The organism is Corynebacterium segmentosum, assembly GCF_900637825.1.
GTDB classification, from domain to species: domain Bacteria; phylum Actinomycetota; class Actinomycetes; order Mycobacteriales; family Mycobacteriaceae; genus Corynebacterium; species Corynebacterium accolens.
On the sequence record NZ_LR134408.1, the window covers coordinates 144,159 to 163,182 of the forward strand.

Here is a 19,024-nt window from a genome sequence, read left to right on the forward strand (position 1 = left end):
ATGGCTACACCTGTTACCGTGCTGTCCGGATTTCTAGGCAGCGGAAAGACCACGCTCCTCAACCACCTGCTCGCAAACCGTGAGGGCCGCAAACTCGCGGTCATCGTCAATGACTTTTCCGAGGTCAACATTGACGCCGCCCTCGTCGCTGGCGAGGGGCACCTCGAGCGCGGTGAGGATCGCTTCGTGGAACTATCGAATGGCTGCATTTGCTGCACCCTGCGCGAAGACCTCATTGAATCTGTGGGCAAGCTAGCTCGCTCCGGCCGCTTCGATCAGATCGTCATCGAATCCACCGGCATTTCCGAGCCCATGCCGGTGGCAGCCACCTTCGAGTGGGAATTTTCCGATGGCACCACGCTTGCCGATGCCGCCCCCATCGACACCATGGTCTCCCTCGTCGATGCCTCAACCTTCCTAACCCAATTGCGTCGTGGTCGCAGCCTCGTCTCCGAAAGCATCGAAGCCACGCCCCAAGACGATCGCACCATTTCCGATCTCTTAGTGGATCAGGTCGAGTTCGCCGACCTTATCCTCATTACCAAGACCGACCTGGTCGATGCCGCTGAGACCGAGCGCGTGGTCGCCACCGTTCGCGCCATGAACCCGCGGGCTCGCGTAGTGCCGGTAACCCACGGTGTCATCGAGCCTGGGCTTGTCCTGGATGCACATTTGTTCAATGCTGCCACCGCCGCGTCCTACCACGGCTATGCCGAAGAGCTGGCTAACCCACACACGCCAGAAACCGAGGAATATGGCATTTCTTCCGTCGTATTCCGTGCCGATCGCCCCTTTAATCGTGAGCGTCTCATCGCCGCCTTGCGGGCCAGTACGGGCCTCGTGCGTTCTAAGGGTTATTGCTGGATCGACACCGACCTGCGCGTAGCCCACGCCTGGCAGCAAGCCGGCCCTAACCTGCAAATCATGCCAGCGTCACTGTGGGCCGCCAACGGCGTAACTCCTGGCACGGAGCTCGTGCTCATTGGTATCGATTTCGACCACGAATCCACCCTGCAGGCTTTCCAGGACGCCCTGCTTTCCGATGCCGAAGCCTCCGTCCTCGTATAACCCCGCGCCGAGTCGCAGCATGAACGGCGGGTGAACTACACGCCTTTGACTATCCCGCCGATCATGGTTGTGTACTGGTGATTTGTTACTTTGCATGTCCGTGGGTATAGTAAATTCTCGTTGCACAGCAGAGCATCCGCGCTGCTACACAACGGACTGCGCCCGTAGCTCAACGGATAGAGCATCTGACTACGGATCAGAAGGTTGGGGGTTCGAATCCCTCCGGGCGCACAAATGTCATGAGTCGCGACATGCTTGACAGGTGAGTCGCGACATCGTTGACAAACCGGCATCTCAGTTTCTTTTTGTTCTGGGATGCCGGTTTCTTCTTATTCTGGGCCTAGGGGTGGGTCTCCTTGTTTCCAGTAGGGCTTTTGGTAGTTGCGGCTGGTGTCGATGTAGTGCTCGGTGATGACTTCTCCGGTTTCGGCTAGTGATGTGATGACGTGGTTGTCGGCGATGACCATGAGGATTTTCTGTCTTTTCCATTTGCGGCCTATGCCTAGGTGGAAGATTTTGCCGGCGTAGCGCACGGTGGTTTTGCCGTTGTCCCAGACGACGTCGTTTCTTGTGCGCCATTCTTGTGTCGGGTTGTGGGCTGGGTTGGCTTTGGTGCCGGTGGTGTAGGCCTGGTGTGGGGTGCGTCGGCCTAGTGCTTTGTGGGGGCGTGTGGTGTTGTAGTAGTCGCGGAATTCATTGAGGAGTGTCTGCAGGTCAGCTACGGTTTTAGCGGGTGGTCGGGCGTTGATCCATTTTTTGAGGGTTTGGTGGAATCGCTCGATTTTTCCTTGGGTTTGGGGATGGCCTGGTCGGCCGTTTTTCTGTTGGATTTTGTTGGCGTTGAGGACTTTTTCAAAGGCGTTTCGTCCACCTTTGCGTCCTGCTAGGCGGGCGGTGAAGACGAGGCCGTTGTCGGTGAGTGTGGATGCTGGTGGTCCGTATTCTGCTATCAGGCGTGATAGTTCCTCGGCGACTTGTGTGCCGCTAAAGGCTGCGGCTGCGGTGATTGATAGCAGGTAGCGGGAGTGATCGTCGAGGAAGTCAAGGACTTCGATGCGGGTGGTGTCCGCTAGGTACAGGTGGGTGATGTCAGCCTGCCAGCATTCGTTGGGCATGGCTGCTTCGAAGCGGATGAAGGAGCTTTTGGGCTTCTTTTTTGGTGCTGGGGTGATGAGTCCTTCTTTTCTTAGGATGCGGCGGATTGTCGAGGTTGAAGGGACGCGTTTGCCGTCTTGTTGTAGGTGGTAGGCAATGGTTTCTGGACCTGCGTCGAGTCCGTGACGGGTGAGCTGTTTACGGATTGTGATGATGTCTTTGCACACGGTGTCTGGCACGGCTTGGGGGTGAGTGCGTGGGGCGCGGGATTTCGGCGCGATGGCGTCTGTGCCACCGGCATCGAAGGCATGAAGGATTTGGTAAACGCGTTGGCGAGAGATACCGAATTGCTTGGCTACTTGTGATGGGCTGCGCTTTTGCCCGCGGACTGCTTTGACGATGGCGAGGTTACGGTTGGGACTGTTCATAGTGTCAAACATGTCCCGACTCACCTGTAAAACATCACCTGACACGGTAAGGGTGGGCTAAGTGTCAAGTTTGTCCCGACTCACCTGTCAAGCATCAGGACTGCCTTCGCAGGAACAGGGTGTCAAATATGTCGTGAACTCAGACACCTCCGGGCGCACAAATGTGAAGTCTCGAGACATTGTTTCTATTTCGATGTCTCGGGGCTCTCTTCGTGTTGGGGGTTCGTTTTTAGATTTCGCCTGTGTGGGGGTTAATGGCGGCGATGTCGTTGTTGATGCAGATGAGCATGATTTCTTTGGTGCGGTGTTTTCTTCCGACGTAGAGTTTGCGCATGTTGCCGGCCCAGCGGAGGGGGCCTGACCCCCGATGCGTCTACTTTCTGGGGGTCAGGCCCTAAGTCCAAGAAAAGTCACACTATTTTGGCAAGCCTATCCTTTGTAGTGGCCAGGAATTAGACTCAGAAATGGATGTACATTAGGCCTGCCTTAAAGTACCTGCAAGCATCTGCCTTAGTCCGTGTAGGTGGGCCTTCGAGAAAGGAATCCACCATGACTCACGCCTCCCACCAGGACAATCCACTTCCCTATGCGCAGCGTCGTGCAGAAGATGTACCCGGACACTGGTTGCTCGCGCGGCTGGGTAAACGAGTGCTGCGGCCAGGCGGTTTGGAACTCACCCGCAAGTTGCTCAAGCATGCCGGTCTTAGTGATGCTGATGTCGTTGAGTTGGCACCGGGCTTGGGACGCACCGCCACCGAACTATTAAGTTTCCAACCTGCCAGCTATGTCGGTGTGGAAAAAGACGAAGATGCCGCACGCATTACCGGTGAGATTGTCAAAGATACCGGACGCATGGTGCATGCTGATGCCGCGGATACCGGTTTGCCCGATGCTCACGCTGACGTCGTGCTGGGTGAGGCAATGCTGACGATGCAATCGCCGAACGGAAAACAAAAGATCGTCGACGAGGCCGTGCGGGTGTTGCGACCGGGTGGACGCTATGCGATTCATGAGCTCGGCTTGCAACCCGACGATCTTGATGATGAATTCAAGACAGAGCTGCGCAAAAACCTCGCGCGCGTGATTAAGGTTAATGCCCGCCCGCTCACCGTGGATGAGTGGACCGAGCTTCTCGAAAACGCGGGCTTAGTCGTCGAATGGACGGATACCGCGCCAATGGCGCTGCTAAAGATGCGCCGCAATCTTGCCGACGAAGGACTGCTGGGTACGTTGCGCATCATCAAAATGCCTTACGCGATAAGGATGCCAGGCGCCGCATGTTGGCAATGCGCAAGCTTTTCAACGAACACAGCGATGTCTTGCGCGGTGTGGCTTTGGTGGCCCGGAAACCGAGCTAGAACCAACCGAACGACGAGGTTAAGGCGCGCAACTCGCAGAAAATACCACGGTAATTCTGCTGAACTTCACATCCCCACCAGATTAACTATCGCTAAAATGGAGGATGAATTCAATCACAGAAAGGATGATTTATGAGCTACGTTAACATCACTGCCCTTTCCTTCCCTGAAGGTGCTGGCCCGGAAATCGAGCAGCGCTTTGCACAACGCGCAAAAGGTGTCGACAAGGCTGAAGGCTTTGAAAGCTTTGAGTTGCTGCGCCCCGTCGCCGGTGAGGATCGCTACTTCGTCGTCACCCGGTGGGACAGCCAGGAAAACTACCAAAAGTGGGCTGATGCACGGCCAGCAGGCAACCATGTCGAAGACGAAAAGCGTGGCATGTCCGTCGACGTGCTGGGCTTTGAATCCATTCAGCTCGAAAGCTAACTCATCAAAAATCTTCACAGGCACGACAAGCGAAACCGCGGGCCCGGAAATCCGGAACCCGCGGTTTTCATTATCCCCCAGTTGCACGCGCTAACTGGCGAACCAGCCAGCGCGGCCTGTACTAGTTTTAAAGCTCGCTAATTGGGGTACGGTGTGGCAACACGCGCGGGCGCTTACCCGCGATGTCGGTTGCGTCCTTTAGTGTGGTGTATCTGTAACTGACGGTGAGGGTCTGATGGATGCATGAGGCGACCACCGTAGTACCTTTCGAATGAGAGTGGGTGTGGGAACCTAACCCGCATGAGGAGGGGCCCGACCCCGACGTGTCCACGTTCCGGGGGTCGGGCCCACATTCTGGGCGCAGGTATGCGCCAACCTGGCCAATCGTGGGGTCAAAGACGTCTTTATCGTCTGCTGTGACGGGCTGAAAGGCCTGCCAGAGGCAGTTGAGGCAACCTGGCCGAACTCTATGGTGCAAACCTGTATCGTGCACCTGATTCGCGCCGCTAACCGGTGGGTAGCCTACGGGGATCGCCGGGGCGTATCAGCCGCGTTGAAAAAGATTTACACTGCCACGGACGAGCCCACAGCACAGGTTGCTTTAGACGAATTTGAAGCCTCCGAGCTGGGTGAGAAATATCCCCGCTCAGTCAAGGTCTGGCGTGATGCGTGGGCGCGTTTCGTACCGTTTCTGCAGTTCCCACCAGCAGCCAGAAAGGTAATCTATACGACGAACTCCATTGAGTCGTTCAACAATGAGCTGCGTAAAGCTACCCGCAACAGGGTGCAGTTCACCAACGATGAATCAGCGATAAAGACGCTGTGGTTGATGATCTGCAACATCGAAGACAAACGAGCCGCAAAGAGGGCAAAGCAAGGCAAACGAGTCTCAGCGACAGCCGGCAGACTCATGGAAGGAGCCCGAGTTTCCGGCTGGAAACAAGCCATTAACCAAATGGCCGTGGCCTACCCCGACAGCTTCGACAAATACCTATAAACCTACCCCCACACACAAACAACTTGACACCCTCCGAACAAGCAAGCATTGATAGATGCAGGTCTGCACTACATTTTGTCGGTGTGAAGTGCTCCGGGTTTTGTTCCTAGGCATTTGCCTTGTTTTCCATTATTGCCTGTTGCGGGGTCTTCTTCCAAAATTCGGATTCCACCTCGGCTGGGGTTCGGTATCCCAGGCTTTGGTGGATCCTTGTCTCGTTCCACCATGACACCCACTCGAACGTCGCGATTTCTACCTCGACAACATCATTCCACCTGCGGGTATGGACTAGCTCGTTCTTGTAGGAGCCGTTAACGTTTTCAGCCAGAGCATTATCATAGGAGTCACCAACAGTGCCGGTGGAAGCTGTAATGCCGTGCTGGGTAAGTCGCTCGTTGTAGACAACGCTGACGTACTGCGAGCCGTGATCCGAATGGTGAATGAGACCTGTTGTTTCCCTCGCGCTCACAATCGCTTGGTTGAGTGCTTGCAGCGGCAAAGCTTCGGTCCGCATCGAATCTGACAGCGCCCACCCGACGATCCGCCGGGAGTAGACGTCGGTGACAAACGCGGTGTAGACGAATCCTTTTCGTGTCCGTACATAGGTAATGTCGGCCACCCACAGCTTGTTCGGGCCCCGGGCTTTGAATTCACGCTCGACCAAGTCCGGGCGCAAATCAGGCACGTTAGCTTTTCGGGTTGTAATTGGTGATCCGCCTTTGCCTTTGCCAGAAACGCCAGCCAGGCGCATCAGTCGGGCGGTTTGTTCACGCCCGATATCGATTCCTTCACGGCGAAGAGCATGCCACATTTTCCGCACACCTAAGACACCATAATTATCCCGATGAACAGCACTAATGCGTTCAACCAGCACGCCGTCACGAAGTCGACGAGCACTTAACCCACGGGCTTTGGACTGGCGATAACCACGCGAGGTGATAAACCCACCAGCCCGGTTATTTTTCAACGTCTTGCAAATGAACTCGACAGAGAAATAATTCCGGTATTTATCGATGAACCGGATCATTTCTTAACGTTTGGGGCCTGGTTCCGACGCGAAAAAGCTGACGCGGCCTTCAACAACTCATTAGTGTCGCGGAGCTCTTGATTTTCACGGCGCAGCCTCGCGTTTTCGGCAGCCAAATCTTCAGGTACAGGTTCTGGGATGCTCCCCGCACGCCGGGCCTGCTGGGTCCATTGACGAGCCGTGTGCCATGAAACCCCCAGCTTCGGAGCTACTGCCTGGCACGCAGCCTGCATCGACATATTTTCCGCCAAGATGCGATCTTCCACGAGACGGACCACACGGTCCTTTGCATCCTGGTCAAATTTTCTCGGCATGTTCCAGATTTTCCCATCTACTCAAACGGAACAAAACCTGGGACACTTCAGTGAAACCCCACCGTGCCTGAGGTGATTGAAACCTGGCGGCGGGAAATCCCTGGTGAAGCCTACGCCCACGGCCAGATCTGGACACAAGCCTCGGCAAGCGATGCGCGCAAACACACAACCCCGAATACGGTGACCCACTTCCAGTACTCCTATGATCGGGCCAGACGCGGCCTGCGCGGAATCAAAGAGCAAGTCGCAAAAGCCAAACGCGCTGTTGACGGCGAAATCGCCATTAAGCGCAACCGCTATTTCGATCTTTCCACCCCGAACAAGAAGGTCAACTACGCTCTCGCTGCCAAACACCGAGCCCTAGCCGGAATTAAAGGCTATGAAACCGACCTGACCGCTCTTCCCGCCCAGGAGGTTATCGGGCATTACCGCAGGCTATTCCACATTGAAAATGTCGTATCGGATGTCGAAATCAGACCTGAAAGCACGCCTAATCTATGCGAGGAAACAAAACTCGATCACAGCACATCTCAATATTGTGATGGCAGCACTAGCCGTGACCCACCTGATGGAGACCCGCAGTGGTCACTTCATCAAACGCCTCGTGAGAACACTCAAGAAATACCGCAGCTTTCAACTCGTCGTTGGCGGCGAAACCATTCACGCCGCCGTACCATTCCCGCCCGACCTCACGGCCACCATCCAAGTAATCACCGGCCGCGAACTTCCGCACAAAATTGGCCTAAGTCAGGTTAGAAGGGAATCAGCACACCGTCTCGTGGGATTCGTGCTCTGGGTGCTCAATCTGGATGGTGGAGTGCTCGATACCGTGTTCGCGCAGGGCCTGCTGGGCGGCATCCAACAGCGGGCCGGTGCCGACGGTGCCGTCGCGCACGATATGCACGGTCGTGAGCACGTTCACGCCGTCCAGGCTCCACAGGTGCAGGTCGTGGATGTCAGCAACGCCCTCGACCTGCCGCAGCGCGGGCTCGATCGCACTGGCGTCGAAGTCCGCCGGGACTTGCTCGAGCAGCACGCTCGTCGAAAGCCGCATGAGCTGCCAGGCGCGCGGCAGCACCATCGCCGCGATCGCTAGGGAGGCGATCACGTCCGCCGCCACAAACCCCGTGGTCAGTACCACGATGCCGGCCACGATTACTGCGACAGAGCCGAGCATATCCACTAACACGTGCAAGAACGCGCCCTCCACGTTGATCGAGGATTTGCGGTGCCGGTGCAGAACCCACGCCGATAGCGCATTCGCCACCAGGCCGATCACCGCGATGATCAGCATCGTTTTTCCCTGCACTTCGGCCGGGCTCTGCAGGCGGCGCACCGCCTCGAAGACAATCCACACCGAGATCGCCAGCACCATCACTGCGTTCGCCAGTGCAGCAAGCACCTCCACTCGTCGGTAGCCGTACGTGGCCTGAGCCGATGCTTGTCGGCGCCCAACCAACACCGCTAACACCGCGATGATCAACCCCGCAGCGTCGGAAAGCATGTGCATCGCATCCGCCATCAGCGCCATCGAACCCGCCAACCAGCCGCCGATCAGCTCCGCGAAGAAGACGGTGCCGGTAATGCCTAGCGCAATCAAGAGTGCGCGCAGCGGCGTGCTGGAGTGATCGTGGTCGTGGTGCTCGTGTGCCATGCACTCAGCCTATCCCCGTCGACGCTTATTGACAATTAAATGCAAATGGATGGCGGTAAGCGCAGCCACTGAGGCCAAGTCGGCCTGCTTTAGGTCATTGTGCAGTTGTCCTTTGAATGTGTAGAGAAGCTGAAACATGAACAACCAAAAAGTAGGGTTAAGTAGCAGAATGTGTGTCCGTTCGGCGTGTTGCGGGGCGGGTACACGGTTAGTTACTTCATGGGGTCTTTTCTGATTCCTATCGAGTGTTCGTACTCGGTTGGGATAGCGTTGTCGTAGAAGGCTGGTCGGCCTGTTTCTTGGTCGGCTTTGTTGTGGTTTTCTTCGGCAAGATCGTTGACTTTGGCGAGTTGATCTTGGCCATAATTGCACTGCCTGGCGATATTTAGCGGATCGTCAGGCAGTTGCTTTTTGGTGTGGAGGTACCACTCGAGCATTTTTCGTTGGCGTTCCCCTGACCTGCCTCGGTGCGCATCGGCGATGCGTTTGAGCTGGGCGTTTATGCCGCCTTCAAGACTGTTTGTCGTTGAAGCCCAGCGCTTAGGATCAGGCACATTCGGTGGTGGCTTAAGGTAAGTAAACAACCAATTGTTGCGCGATAGGTGCAGCAGTGAGTTGTAGGCTTTGCGTATTCGCAGATGAGTCCATTCCCACTGGTTATTGAGTGTTCGGCGTTCCTTTGGCACGGGTGTTTTCTCGTTGAGGAATGTTTTGAATACCTGACCGAAGTCGTGCAGACGTAGCGTCCACTCCCGTGCCTGTTCGAGTGTGGTGACACGGGTTAGTTTCAGCGCCAGTGCGTAGATGGTTTTGCCGGCGTCGGTGCGCGGCCGTGAGGTGGTGTAGCGGCGGATGACGCGTTGCGCATGGACGAGACAACGCTGAATCATCGCGTTTGGCCAGCAGGCTTTAATCGCGGTGAGTGCGCCTTGTCCGACGTCGATGACGACGCAGAGCGGCTCGGCGATTTTGCGAAGAAGCTGCGTGTATGCGTGGACAGTTTCGTGTTTGGTCCAGTGCCAAGCAATGACGTGGTGGCGTCGATGAAGATCTGCTCGTAGACGCGCTGCGGGGCACCGTCGTTGGGGACGTCGATGAGCCAAAACGGTTCAATCGGCGATCAAGTGTCCAACGACTCACCCTTTGTTGCCCGGCGAGTTCAGACAACGTCACTGTGGAGGTGACATAGGAGATGAAGGCTTTAAAGTCGCAGGCCTGAGTGAGATCGGTGCGGGTTCGTGTCGTGGAGCTGCCGCAGTTCGGGTCTTTGCACCGCCACCTGGTTGTGCCTTTGGATGTGGTTCCGTTTTTCTTCATTTGCCCAGCACATACCGGGCATCGTGGTCTGTTTTTACTCACCCGGAAAGCACACCAGAGAGTGTCTGATGGTTTGTGTGTGGGTACCTAACCTGCATGAGGAGATGGACCAGAATGACTACTGTGGCGAGACGAGATCCGGCTGATAAGGCCAAGATTGATGCGATTGAAAAGAAGCTGCTTGCTAATCCTGACATCGCGAAACTGATTGATGACCTAGGCACGTCCACAACGGATGCCAACGACCTAGTTCGCGGCATGTTACAAGCCTCGATTACCAGGGGACTCAACGCTGAAATGGATGCCCACCTGGGCTACGAGTCTGGCGACAGGAGCGCTAAAGCTGCAGCTAGAACAGACAATTACCGCAACGGGTCGTATCCAAAGACCGTGGATTCTAACTACGGGCCAGTCACCGTTGATGTCCCTCGGGATCGGGCTGGAACATTCTTTCCGACTATGGTCCCTAAAGGTTCTAGGCGCTTGACTGATGTTGATGACATGATCGTCAGCTTGTATGCCGGTGGGATGACAATTAGGGATATCCAGCATCATATGGCAACGGCGATGCGTGTCGATATTTCCCATGAGACGATTTCTGCGGTTACTGACGCCGTGCTCGATGAGGTTATGGTCTGGCAAAACCGCCAGCTAGACGAGTTCTACCCCGTGGTTTTCCTGGACGCGTTGCGCATTAAAGTCCGCGACGACGGCCGAGTAGTCAACAAATCTGCGTACATGGCAATCGGCGTGGATCTCGACGGTATTAAGCACATTTTAGGATTGTGGATTGCCAAGGAAGAAGGCGCTTCATTCTGGGCGCAGGTATGCGCCAACTTTTCTAACCGTGGGGTCAAGGACGTCTTTATCGTCTGCTGTGACGGGCTGAAAGGCCTGCCAGAGGCAGTTGAGGCAACCTGGCCGAACTCTATGGTGCAAACCTGTATCGTGCACCTGATTCGCGCCGCTAACCGGTGGGTAGCCTACGGGGATCGCCGGGGCGTATCAGCCGCGTTGAAAAAGATTTACACTGCCACGGACGAGCCCACAGCACAGGTTGCTTTAGACGAATTTGAAGCCTCCGAGCTGGGTGAGAAATATCCCCGCTCAGTCAAGGTCTGGCAGGATGCATGGGATAGATTCGTGCCATTTTTGCAGTTCCCGCCAGCAGCAAGGAAGGTCATCTATACGACGAATTCCATTGAGTCGTTTAACAACCAGCTGCGTAAAGCTACCCGCAACAGGGTGCAGTTCACCAACGATGAATCAGCGATAAAGACGCTGTGGTTGATGATCTGCAACATCGAAGACAAACGAGCCGCAAAGAGGGCAAAGCAAGGCAAACGAGTCTCAGCGACAGCCGGCAGACTCATGGAAGGAGCCCGAGTTTCCGGCTGGAAACAAGCCATTAACCAAATGGCCGTGGCCTACCCCGACAGCTTCGACAAATACCTATAAACCCAGCCCCACACACAAACAACTTGACACGCTCTGAGCTGACTTACTGGGCAGCTAAGCACGATACTGTCGAGGCGTTCATCCCACCGGGAATGCCCTGGCATAACGGGTTTGTGGAGTTCTTCCACAACCGGCTACGTGACGAGCTGTGAGAGGACGAGATATTCGACTACCCCCGCCCATGCGTCGCGTTGCCTGCGACTGTGGTCACAGCGCTATAATACCTATTATCCTCATTCGAGCCTAGGGTTTATCCCGTCGACTGAGTACGCTAACCAATGCGTACCAAACCCAGGAAGGCACTCAAACCGCCCGGTCCTAAAACCGGCCCGGACCATATAGTCACTGAGCCGAGATTAATGGCATAGTACCTGGAGCACATCATGTTCACATTACTGCATCAATAAATCCTGTTTGACACTCCGCGAGTTGCGGCGGGTCAAGAGGTTGACCCGTGAGAATTACCCATTCCGGAAATCCGGCGCTGGGTTCATGCTGCGCGCATGAGCTTTCAGTCGCGGGTGCCAAACATTGAGAGACACGATGCAGGATTATAATACTTCTGATCAAAAATTTTGGACCATCGTACGCAAGAACCATCCTGACTATCTACGGTGGTTCTTCGCTGATACAGCAAGCGCCTTGGGGGCATCCCTCGTAGCTATCCCTATTTCACTTGCGAGCTACTACCTCACTGGGAGCTTAAGTCAAGCGGGAGTGATTGGCGCCGCAAGCTCGGCGGGATCGATGATCATGACGATCCCAGCCGGCATGATCATCGATCGTTTTAACAAGAAGAAGTTACTTTTCTTCTATGGGCTGAGCCAAATTGGCATCTGGTCAACCTTCTCGTTACTGCTTTACTTGGGCAAATTCACTTTCATGCTTTTGTTCTTCTTTAGCCTGTTTGCAGGAATGATTACAGGCACCTTCGGAGGCCTAACCAACGCCATTTTGAGATTCATCATTCCTGAGAATTTGCTTGTTCAAGCGCAAGGCCGTAACCAAACTCGAGACAACATTATCTGGATGGTCGGACTACCTTTAGGCGGCTTTCTCTACGGTCTAGCCCCAGTTATTCCCTTTATCGTACAAACTTTGTGTGGGTTGGGTCCGCTTTATGCTTCAAGAACCATCAGTATGGACCTGGGGAGGTCAAGTAGTGAACAACAGTATTCGTTTCGAGAGTTCTGGTCCGATAGCAAATATTCTTTGACTTGGATTTGGAAATATCCGATGCTCCGAACAATCTTCAGCATCGATATTTTCTCCAACTTCGCCAATTTTTTCCTCATCGCGTCCGTTGACCTATGGCTGGCATACCTCAAAGTTGATGGTTGGATAATCGGCCTCACCTCAGCCATGTTCGCCCTTGGAATGATTGTTGGAGGACTTCTTCAAGACCGCCTCATCAAGCAATTTCCAGGAAGAAACATCATCCGAGTAACGATGTTTTGGGAGCTACTGTGGTATCTGTTCCTTCTTATATTTTCTCAGTATTGGCCACTTATTGCAGTTGCAGCATTTTTCATCGTAGTTCCCTCCATTGCCTGCAACTCATACTCCGGGGGAGTGCTTGCGTTATCAGCACCTCCCGAAAAAATAGGAAAATGCTCGGCAGGAGCGCGTCTGATGATGGGGTTGCTACCAATCATCGCGTCCGCCAGCGCGGGTGCAATTCTCGCCGCAATGGGTTTTCAGGCAAGCATGGCGCTATGTGCTCTGTGCTCGGTTATCTCCTGTTTGATAGCGGCAATTTCAGTCCTGCGCACACTACCTAAGGCATCCGAGTTCAATTTGCTCCCCGTATGCGAGTAAGTCTCAAGGTCATCTACCAAGAGGGTCTCTGATGGTTTGTGTGTGGGTTCCCAACCTGCCTGAGGGGATGGACCAAGATGACTACTGTGGCAGGACGAGAATTAAGCTCATAAGACCAAGATCGATGCGATTGAAAAGAAGCTGCTTGCTCACCCTGAAATCGCAAAACTGATTGATCACCTAGGAACGGTTGCATCTCCTTCCGTCGCACGGTGAGGCCGGGAAAGTGGGTGCACTCTTCTGTGGTCGGCGGGAGAGTGGGGCGGCAATATTGGCCGGGGGTAATAACGGCATTTATAAGACACAGGGCATGCAAACTGTTGATACAGCAACCTCCCAGACTTCTATTGTAGAAAAAGAGAGTCGTTATAAATATGGGTCGTGGTGGAAAACACTGCGTCTCATCACATTGTGAAGGAGAGTGCTAGGTGAGCTCATCATCGCGCATCGTCGGGCTGGATATGGCCCGTTCACTTGCCATTATTGGCATGATTATTTTGCACATGGCCTCGTTGGTATGGAGTACCAAGGTCATTTTGTCGGGTCTTCCGGCCGCCCTATTTGCCATTATCGCCGGAGTGACGATGATGCTCATTGGCAAGAACTATTCCATGCAGACGCTGTTGCGGCTAATCGCTCGCGGCGCCATCATTACGCTTATCGGATTGGCGCTATTGCCAGTCGGTGGGCAAATTCAGGTCGTGCTTATTGCCATGGGTATCACCATGATGGTGGTGTCCTGGGTGCCACCGCTGAATGTGTGGTGGAAGCTGGCACTGTTCTTCGTCGCGGCCATTGCCTCGACCGTGCACTACGCGCCTTTTACCTTGCCGCAGGTCTACCCACTGCTGGCATGGATCGCGTACTTCCTTGCCGGCATGCTGCTGTTCGAGGTCTACATCCGCCCAGGTAGCTACCGCACGGCGCTGCAGTGGATCGTCACCGCCTCCAGTGCCGTGATTGCCGCCGTCGGTACCTACTTCCGCTTCGAGCCGGATATTCCCAGCTGGCTGCGCTTTACCGGCCACACCGGCGTCGCGGGCGAAATCCTGCTCTCCGTTGCAGTGGCCGCCGTAGTGCTGCACCTGTGCCTGCTCATTGGCAGCGCGGTACCCAAGCTCGTCTACCCCTTGGCCGCAATGGGCACGATGTCCCTGACCGTTTATGTCTTGCACGTGCTCTCCGCTTATTACTGGCAAAGCCACATCTCACTGCACAACACCGCGTGGGCGTGGGCATTTATTGGCCTATTCCTCGTACTCGCCACCATCTGGCGGAAATTCCTGGGCCAAGGCCCCCTTGAAAAGGCCGTCTCCTCCGCCGTTAAACTCGCCGTTCCTGCTGGAAAGAAGGACTAACATGTCGCGTAAAATTGCTACCGCTTTGACCACCGCTGGTATCATCGGGATGTTGGCGGCCCCCGCCAGCGCCCTTGAGCACGGCGAACCCGCCCCCGATAACGCCGAGTCCCAGACCGTCGCCGCGCTCAAGATGGGCCGCATAGGCAACTTCGGCGACTGCACCGGCACGCTCGTGGATAGGCAGTGGGTGCTTACCGCCCGCCACTGCCTGCAGTCCGTCAATAACGAAGGCACCCAGGCCCGCTTGGGAGGCAAGGTCTATGACGCGGATTCGTGGGCGCTATCCCCGCTTTCCGATGCCGGACTGCTCCACCTCACCGAGCCCGTCACCGATATCAAACCGGCCAAGATCTCTACCGATATTCCAGAGACCGGCGACCTTGGCACCCTATATGGTTGGAGTAGCAGCTCCTCCATGGCGCGCAAAGGCCAGCTGCCGATGGCAGAGATGAAGGTCTCCGAAATCCTGGGCGGCGGGCCAAGCGATGACGCCGCACAGAAGCCGGGCGCCGACAAGGAAGCCCCGGAAGGCTACGAGTCCGTGCCCGCTGAAGAAGCCATGCCGGGCCTCAAGATGCCGGGCGGCTCCAAGCCGGATGCAGACGTGAAGGTCCCTGAAGGCTACGAATCCGTGCCGGCCGAAGAGGCCATGCCCGGCCTCAAGATGCCGGGATCTGGTTCGGGATCGGATAAGCCCAAGGTGGTCTCGCCGGGTGCCACCAAGCCGGGCGCCGAGCAGCCGCAGATTGTCAAGCCTGACGGCAACGGTGGGGAAGTAATGCAGCCTGGCCAAGGCGGCATGGCCCCGATGATCAGCAGCCCGATCCTCGACGTCCACTCCACCGGTAATGCTGGTATGCAGGGCGGCGACTCTGGCGGACCGTTCTTCGTGGACGGAAAACTCGCGGGCCTAGCTACCGCGGGTACCTCGAATGCGGACCCGGAACTTCCCTCTCCAAGCGCGGCAATCACCACCCTCGCCGGCACCAAGGAGTGGGCAGAGGGCGTAATGAGCGGCAAGGATAAAGACGCCATCTTGACCGCCGAGAACACGCCCGAGCCAGCCCAAGTTCCGCAAACCAGCGGGGACCACCCGTGGATCTACTTCACCGTAGCCGTAATCGGCCTTATCGGTGCCGCGGCAGCCGCGCGCACCTTCGCCGCCGGCGCAGGCAGCGGTGCCGCCCGCAACAAGCGCCGCTAAAAGATCTCGATGCGCCCGCCCAAGGATTCGGTCTGGCGCAGCTGCGCCACCCACTTCGGCCCGCCGGGGTGCAGGCGCAGCACGGGGCGGGAAGAGATCTTGACCGGGGAGACCGATTCCTTGCGGGCGCCCGACCTGGCATCGATGCGGGTGTGGGCGCGGTAGCCGGCATCGGTAAGCTCGGCGATGGAAGGCTCGGGGGCGGCGAGTTTCTCCCGGGCATCGTGAAGCAGCTCCAGCGCCTCGTCCAAAGCCTCTACGAGGGCGGGGGCATTGGTCTCGCACATTTGCTGCACGAGGTCAGGGCGGGTGCCCGCCACCCGGGTCGCATCCTTAAAGGACCCAGCGGCCAAGGACTGCGCCAAAATGCCGCCATTATCGCCGACCATGGCGAGCGTTTCCGCAAAAACGTGCGGCAGGTGCGAAATGCGGGCGACCGCCGCATCGTGGTTGGCCACGCGAATGGGGACCGCCTCCGCATGCACCATCTGGGTCATGCGCACGACATCGGTGAAAGTCTCAATCCATTTCTTGGGGATTTTTCCCCCGCTCGCCTCACACTCGGCGGCGTAATCGTAGGTAATGCCCCACGCGGCGCGGCGGAAAAGCCCCGTCTGGGAGTGATCCCACCCAGATTTCGAGGTACCCGCCATGGGGTGCCCTCCCACGTAGCGATCCTCCATGCCGCGGTCACAAACCTGCTGGCGCACGGGGGTTTTCACGGAGACTACATCCGTGATGCCGCAGCTAGGGGCGTGTTCCTGAATGGCATCCAAGACGCTGCCCACCGCGGTCATGGGAACGGCGATCACAATGAGCGCCTCTTCAACCTCGGCGCGGTTAAGCACCGCCGGCAAGTCATCATTGACGTCAAAACCCTGCTTTACTGCGGTGCGGGCGGCGGAAGTCGAGTGGTTGTATCCAAATACGTCGTGGTTATAGCCCGCGAGATCGCGCAGCAAGGAACCACCGATGAGGCCGAGGCCGATAATGCAGATGGGGCGTTGAACATCTTGAGAACTCACGGTGACAATTGTGGCACAACACGACTAATCTCACGAGGTATGAGCAACGAAAATTACTCTTTCGCGGTTACCGTCGCCCGCAACGAGGGACAATGGGCCGTGCGCAGCTTCGATGATGACTTTGAGGACCCGCAAACCTCCATCACCGCGGTGCGCTCCCTGCGCTCCGAAGGCGCGGCTTTCGCCCTTCTCTGCGTCGAGGACGCCTACTTCATTGCCGTGCGGCCCGTGCCCGGCGGGGTGAAAATGCTAATTTCGGACGCCACCTACGGCGTTGACGATGACTTTGCCGCGGACTTCATGGAGCTCAATGACTATGAGATTCCAGACGTGGACCCGGAAGAGGCCGAACCCTACGGCGAGGGCGACTTCGATATCTTCGCTGACCTGGGCCTATCCGAGGATCAGGTGGGCTATATCATCGACGATGAGGACGATTGGCCCTCCGATATGCTCCTGCGCATTGCCGGCGACCTGGGCTTTGGGGATGAGCTAGAAGACGTCATTGATAACGCCTAAGCCCCTGCAGCGCGCGCAGGAACGCATGCAGCGCGCCCTCGCGGTGGCGCGCCAAACCCCCGCCGGCGACGTGCCGGTTGGGGCGGTGCTTTATGATGCCACCGGCCGCGAGCTCGCCACCGGCGTCAACCGCCGCGAGCAATTGCGCGATCCCACCGCCCACGCCGAGATCGAGGCCATCCGCCAGGCGGTGCGCATCCACGGCGATGGTTGGCGCCTGATCGGCTGCGAGCTCGTGGTCACCTTGGAGCCCTGTGCCATGTGTGCCGGCGCCCTGCAAGCCGCGCGGATAAGCTCACTGGTGTTTGGCGCCTTTGAGCCGAAGACGGGTGCGTGCGGCTCGCTTGTCGATGTCCTGCGTGCCCCCACCGCCCCCTTTACCCCACAGGTTCGCGGCGGCGTGCTTGAAGAGGACTGCGTGGCGTTGCTAGAAAAATTCTTCACCACTTTGCGCGAAAAGTGGGTATAGTGGCTGTCACACTGTAAGCGACTCATTTAAGGAGAGAGAAAATGGGCGATTTGGAAAACAAGAAGGACGACCTCGCAGGCAAGGCAAAGGAAGCTTTCGGCGAGGCAACCGGTAACGAAGACGTAGCCAACGAGGGCAAGGCCGATCAGGTCGCTTCCGAGGCTAAGGACAAGCTGTCCGATGCTGCTGACAGCATCAAGGACAAGGCCAACGACATCATCGGTGGCCTGAAGAAGGACTAATTTTATAGTCCCTTCCTAGCGAAATCGCTGAGCTGGCTTAGTGCCGGCGCGGCGATTTTGTTGCATCGGGGGTCCTCCCGTAATCTGGAACGCGGTGGCGTGTCCGAGCGGCCGAAGGTGATCGCCTCGAAAGCGATTGTTGGGTAACCCCCAACCGCGGGTTCAAATCCCGCCGCCACCGCGCAAGGCCCCGACCTGTTAATGCAGGTCGGGGCCTATTTTTGTTTTCTCCGGTGGGGAGAGTAGGTGTTTTTGGAGTGTCGATAGCCGGGCGAGCAGCCTGCGCAGACCCCAGTGGCGAGCCTAGTTCTTTTGGTTGATTTCTCCGTGCAAGTCTTGTGACTAAGCGTTACCTAACTCTAAATTTGTAGTTAGAACTTAGGTAAGCATTACTTTGGAGGAAGCCAGTGACTATCACGCTCAAGAAACCATTATCCGTCGCCCTGCGCGAGGAAACCGCCCACGCCCACGAGAACGCCGAGCGCTCGGCGTTTATGCAGCGCCTCATTTCAGGCGAGCTAACCGCTGAGGCCGCCGCCGATTTGGGTGGCCAACTGTGGTTTGTTTATGAATCTTTGGAGCGTGCCGTCCGCAGCGTGGCAGATACTCCAATCGCCAGCGCGGTGGCCGATCCCCGCCTTGAACGCCGCTTTGCCTTGGAAGCGGATTTGGCGGCGCTCGTCGGCGGCGATTGGCGCGAAAAGATTCGGATCCTGCCGGCCACGGCGTCTTACGTTGCCCGCTTGGAAGAGATATCCGGCAGCGCGGTAGAAGTGGTGGCCCATCATTATGTCCGCTATCTCGGAGATGTCTCCGGCGGTCAGGTCATAGCCGCGCGCCTCGGCGCCCTCTATGACATCGAACCGGATGCGTTGAACTTTTACGACTTCAGTGCCATCGGCAAAATCCCGCCGTACCGCAAGGGCTATCGCGAACGCTTAGACAGCCTCATTCTAACTGCGGATGAGCGCGAGGCTTTGCTCTTGGAGGCGCAGCGCGCATTCGCTTTCAACTCTGCGATCTTTGCGGAGCTTAACAAGCGCCACTAATTACTCGGTCTACTTTTTCACAGAAGGTACGCCTTCCCCGTTGATACAGCCCACGCCTCGCTCGCCAAATGGGCGCTCCGGCAGGCTAGCCGCTTGACGATGCCAACGCGAACCACACCGTGGCCACCCGATCTAGTCCTTGACTGCACCGGGTAGCCACGGTTCTTTTTGGTCCGCCGCCTTGGCATCGTCTGT

The 19,024-nt window shown here is 56.7% G+C and carries 15 protein-coding genes, 2 tRNA genes and 4 pseudogenes; 15 read left to right on the forward strand and 6 right to left on the reverse strand.

Features of this window, described 5'->3' with window-relative positions; translation table 11 throughout:
• A complete protein-coding gene (locus tag EL217_RS00735; protein ID WP_005276381.1) occupies positions 1-1,068 on the forward strand; it encodes a GTP-binding protein in 1,068 nt (355 codons plus the stop codon).
• A 158-nt stretch (positions 1,069-1,226) separates the two neighbouring features.
• A tRNA-Arg gene (locus EL217_RS00740) sits at positions 1,227-1,299 on the forward strand.
• A 98-nt stretch (positions 1,300-1,397) separates the two neighbouring features.
• Here the strand turns inward: EL217_RS00740 and EL217_RS00745 are convergent.
• On the reverse strand, positions 1,398-2,591 hold the full coding sequence (locus tag EL217_RS00745; RefSeq protein WP_034653752.1) for an IS481 family transposase: 1,194 nt from the start codon (positions 2,589-2,591) through the stop codon (positions 1,398-1,400).
• 229 nt (positions 2,592-2,820) lie between these two features.
• Positions 2,821-2,955 (reverse strand): annotated as a pseudogene (locus EL217_RS11440) (IS481 family transposase); the annotation flags it as partial.
• A 185-nt stretch (positions 2,956-3,140) separates the two neighbouring features.
• Between EL217_RS11440 and EL217_RS00755 the strand changes: the two are divergent.
• The 3 genes and pseudogenes from EL217_RS00755 to EL217_RS00765 form a co-directional block, all read left to right on the forward strand.
• Positions 3,141-3,949, forward strand: a pseudogene (locus EL217_RS00755) (methyltransferase domain-containing protein).
• 132 nt (positions 3,950-4,081) lie between these two features.
• Positions 4,082-4,375, forward strand: a complete 294-nt coding sequence (locus tag EL217_RS00760) for an antibiotic biosynthesis monooxygenase family protein (RefSeq protein WP_005276388.1) — start codon at positions 4,082-4,084, stop codon at positions 4,373-4,375.
• A 343-nt stretch (positions 4,376-4,718) separates the two neighbouring features.
• Positions 4,719-5,372 (forward strand): annotated as a pseudogene (locus EL217_RS00765) (IS256 family transposase); the annotation flags it as partial.
• 106 nt (positions 5,373-5,478) lie between these two features.
• Here EL217_RS00765 and EL217_RS00770 read toward each other — a convergent pair.
• Positions 5,479-6,713 (reverse strand): IS3 family transposase gene (locus EL217_RS00770; protein WP_172596692.1). Its coding sequence is split into 2 segments (ribosomal slippage): positions 5,479-6,404 and positions 6,404-6,713, totalling 1,236 coding nucleotides; the frame shifts between segments, so codons are not numbered across the junction.
• 63 nt (positions 6,714-6,776) lie between these two features.
• On the opposite strand from EL217_RS00770, the gene EL217_RS11200 reads away from it, so the two are divergent.
• Positions 6,777-7,469 carry a hypothetical protein gene (locus EL217_RS11200; RefSeq protein ID WP_172596693.1) on the forward strand — a complete coding sequence of 231 codons (693 nt, stop codon included), beginning with the start codon at positions 6,777-6,779 and terminating at the stop codon, positions 7,467-7,469.
• A 7-nt stretch (positions 7,470-7,476) separates the two neighbouring features.
• Here the strand turns inward: EL217_RS11200 and EL217_RS00785 are convergent, their stop codons facing one another.
• Together EL217_RS00785 and EL217_RS00790 are read right to left on the reverse strand one after the other, a co-directional pair.
• Complete coding sequence (locus EL217_RS00785) at positions 7,477-8,367, reverse strand: cation diffusion facilitator family transporter (RefSeq protein WP_126318021.1); 891 nt, start codon at positions 8,365-8,367, stop codon at positions 7,477-7,479.
• 212 nt (positions 8,368-8,579) lie between these two features.
• Positions 8,580-9,726 (reverse strand): annotated as a pseudogene (locus tag EL217_RS00790) (IS1249 family transposase).
• 72 nt (positions 9,727-9,798) lie between these two features.
• Here EL217_RS00790 and EL217_RS00795 point away from each other — a divergent pair.
• The 4 genes from EL217_RS00795 to EL217_RS00810 all read left to right on the forward strand — a co-directional run bounded on the left by EL217_RS00795 (position 9,799) and on the right by EL217_RS00810 (position 15,525).
• Positions 9,799-11,142, forward strand: coding sequence for an IS256 family transposase (locus tag EL217_RS00795; RefSeq protein ID WP_126318023.1), 1,344 nt, complete (start codon positions 9,799-9,801; stop codon positions 11,140-11,142).
• A gap of 543 nt (positions 11,143-11,685) precedes the next feature.
• Positions 11,686-12,960, forward strand: a complete 1,275-nt coding sequence (locus EL217_RS00800; RefSeq protein ID WP_005276408.1) for an MFS transporter — start codon at positions 11,686-11,688, stop codon at positions 12,958-12,960.
• A 428-nt stretch (positions 12,961-13,388) separates the two neighbouring features.
• Positions 13,389-14,318, forward strand: a complete 930-nt coding sequence (locus tag EL217_RS00805; protein ID WP_005280746.1) for a DUF418 domain-containing protein — start codon at positions 13,389-13,391, stop codon at positions 14,316-14,318.
• Between the two features lies 1 nt (position 14,319).
• Positions 14,320-15,525, forward strand: a complete 1,206-nt coding sequence (locus EL217_RS00810) for a trypsin-like serine protease (protein ID WP_005276411.1) — start codon at positions 14,320-14,322, stop codon at positions 15,523-15,525.
• On the opposite strand, the gene EL217_RS00815 is transcribed toward EL217_RS00810, so the two are convergent.
• Positions 15,522-16,550, reverse strand: a complete 1,029-nt coding sequence (locus tag EL217_RS00815) for a prephenate dehydrogenase (RefSeq protein ID WP_005276414.1) — start codon at positions 16,548-16,550, stop codon at positions 15,522-15,524. The genes EL217_RS00810 and EL217_RS00815 overlap by 4 nt on opposite strands.
• 39 nt (positions 16,551-16,589) lie before the next feature.
• Between EL217_RS00815 and EL217_RS00820 the strand changes: the two genes are divergently transcribed.
• The 5 genes from EL217_RS00820 (at position 16,590) to EL217_RS00840 (ending at position 18,829) form a co-directional block, all read left to right on the forward strand.
• Positions 16,590-17,069 carry a tRNA adenosine deaminase-associated protein gene (locus EL217_RS00820; RefSeq protein WP_005276415.1) on the forward strand — a complete coding sequence of 160 codons (480 nt, stop codon included), beginning with the start codon at positions 16,590-16,592 and terminating at the stop codon, positions 17,067-17,069.
• 25 nt (positions 17,070-17,094) lie between these two features.
• Positions 17,095-17,538, forward strand: coding sequence for a nucleoside deaminase (locus EL217_RS00825; protein WP_005276417.1), 444 nt, complete (start codon positions 17,095-17,097; stop codon positions 17,536-17,538).
• Positions 17,539-17,579: 41 nt separating this feature from the next.
• The gene (locus tag EL217_RS00830; RefSeq protein ID WP_005276418.1) at positions 17,580-17,780 is read left to right on the forward strand and encodes a CsbD family protein; all 201 of its coding nucleotides are present in this window, start codon (positions 17,580-17,582) and stop codon (positions 17,778-17,780) included.
• 93 nt (positions 17,781-17,873) lie between these two features.
• Positions 17,874-17,961: transfer RNA gene (locus tag EL217_RS00835), tRNA-Ser, on the forward strand.
• A 226-nt stretch (positions 17,962-18,187) separates the two neighbouring features.
• Positions 18,188-18,829: a heme oxygenase (biliverdin-producing) gene (locus EL217_RS00840; RefSeq protein WP_126318025.1), complete on the forward strand. Its 642-nt coding sequence runs from the start codon at positions 18,188-18,190 to the stop codon at positions 18,827-18,829.
• The last annotated feature ends 195 nt before the right edge of the window (positions 18,830-19,024 follow it).

What these genes read in the sequence shown, in the direction of transcription:
- EL217_RS00735 (WP_005276381.1), top strand. Translation starts at nt 1, where the DNA reads ATGGCTACACCTGTTACCGTGCTGTCCGGATTTCTAGGCAGCGGAAAG.
- EL217_RS00745 (WP_034653752.1), bottom strand. Translation starts at nt 2,591, where the DNA reads ATGAACAGTCCCAACCGTAACCTCGCCATCGTCAAAGCAGTCCGCGGG.
- EL217_RS00760 (WP_005276388.1), top strand. Translation starts at nt 4,082, where the DNA reads ATGAGCTACGTTAACATCACTGCCCTTTCCTTCCCTGAAGGTGCTGGC.
- EL217_RS00785 (WP_126318021.1), bottom strand. Translation starts at nt 8,367, where the DNA reads ATGGCACACGAGCACCACGACCACGATCACTCCAGCACGCCGCTGCGC.
- EL217_RS00795 (WP_126318023.1), top strand. Translation starts at nt 9,799, where the DNA reads ATGACTACTGTGGCGAGACGAGATCCGGCTGATAAGGCCAAGATTGAT.
- EL217_RS00800 (WP_005276408.1), top strand. Translation starts at nt 11,686, where the DNA reads ATGCAGGATTATAATACTTCTGATCAAAAATTTTGGACCATCGTACGC.
- EL217_RS00810 (WP_005276411.1), top strand. Translation starts at nt 14,320, where the DNA reads ATGTCGCGTAAAATTGCTACCGCTTTGACCACCGCTGGTATCATCGGG.
- EL217_RS00820 (WP_005276415.1), top strand. Translation starts at nt 16,590, where the DNA reads ATGAGCAACGAAAATTACTCTTTCGCGGTTACCGTCGCCCGCAACGAG.
- EL217_RS00825 (WP_005276417.1), top strand. Translation starts at nt 17,095, where the DNA reads ATGCAGCGCGCCCTCGCGGTGGCGCGCCAAACCCCCGCCGGCGACGTG.
- EL217_RS00830 (WP_005276418.1), top strand. Translation starts at nt 17,580, where the DNA reads ATGGGCGATTTGGAAAACAAGAAGGACGACCTCGCAGGCAAGGCAAAG.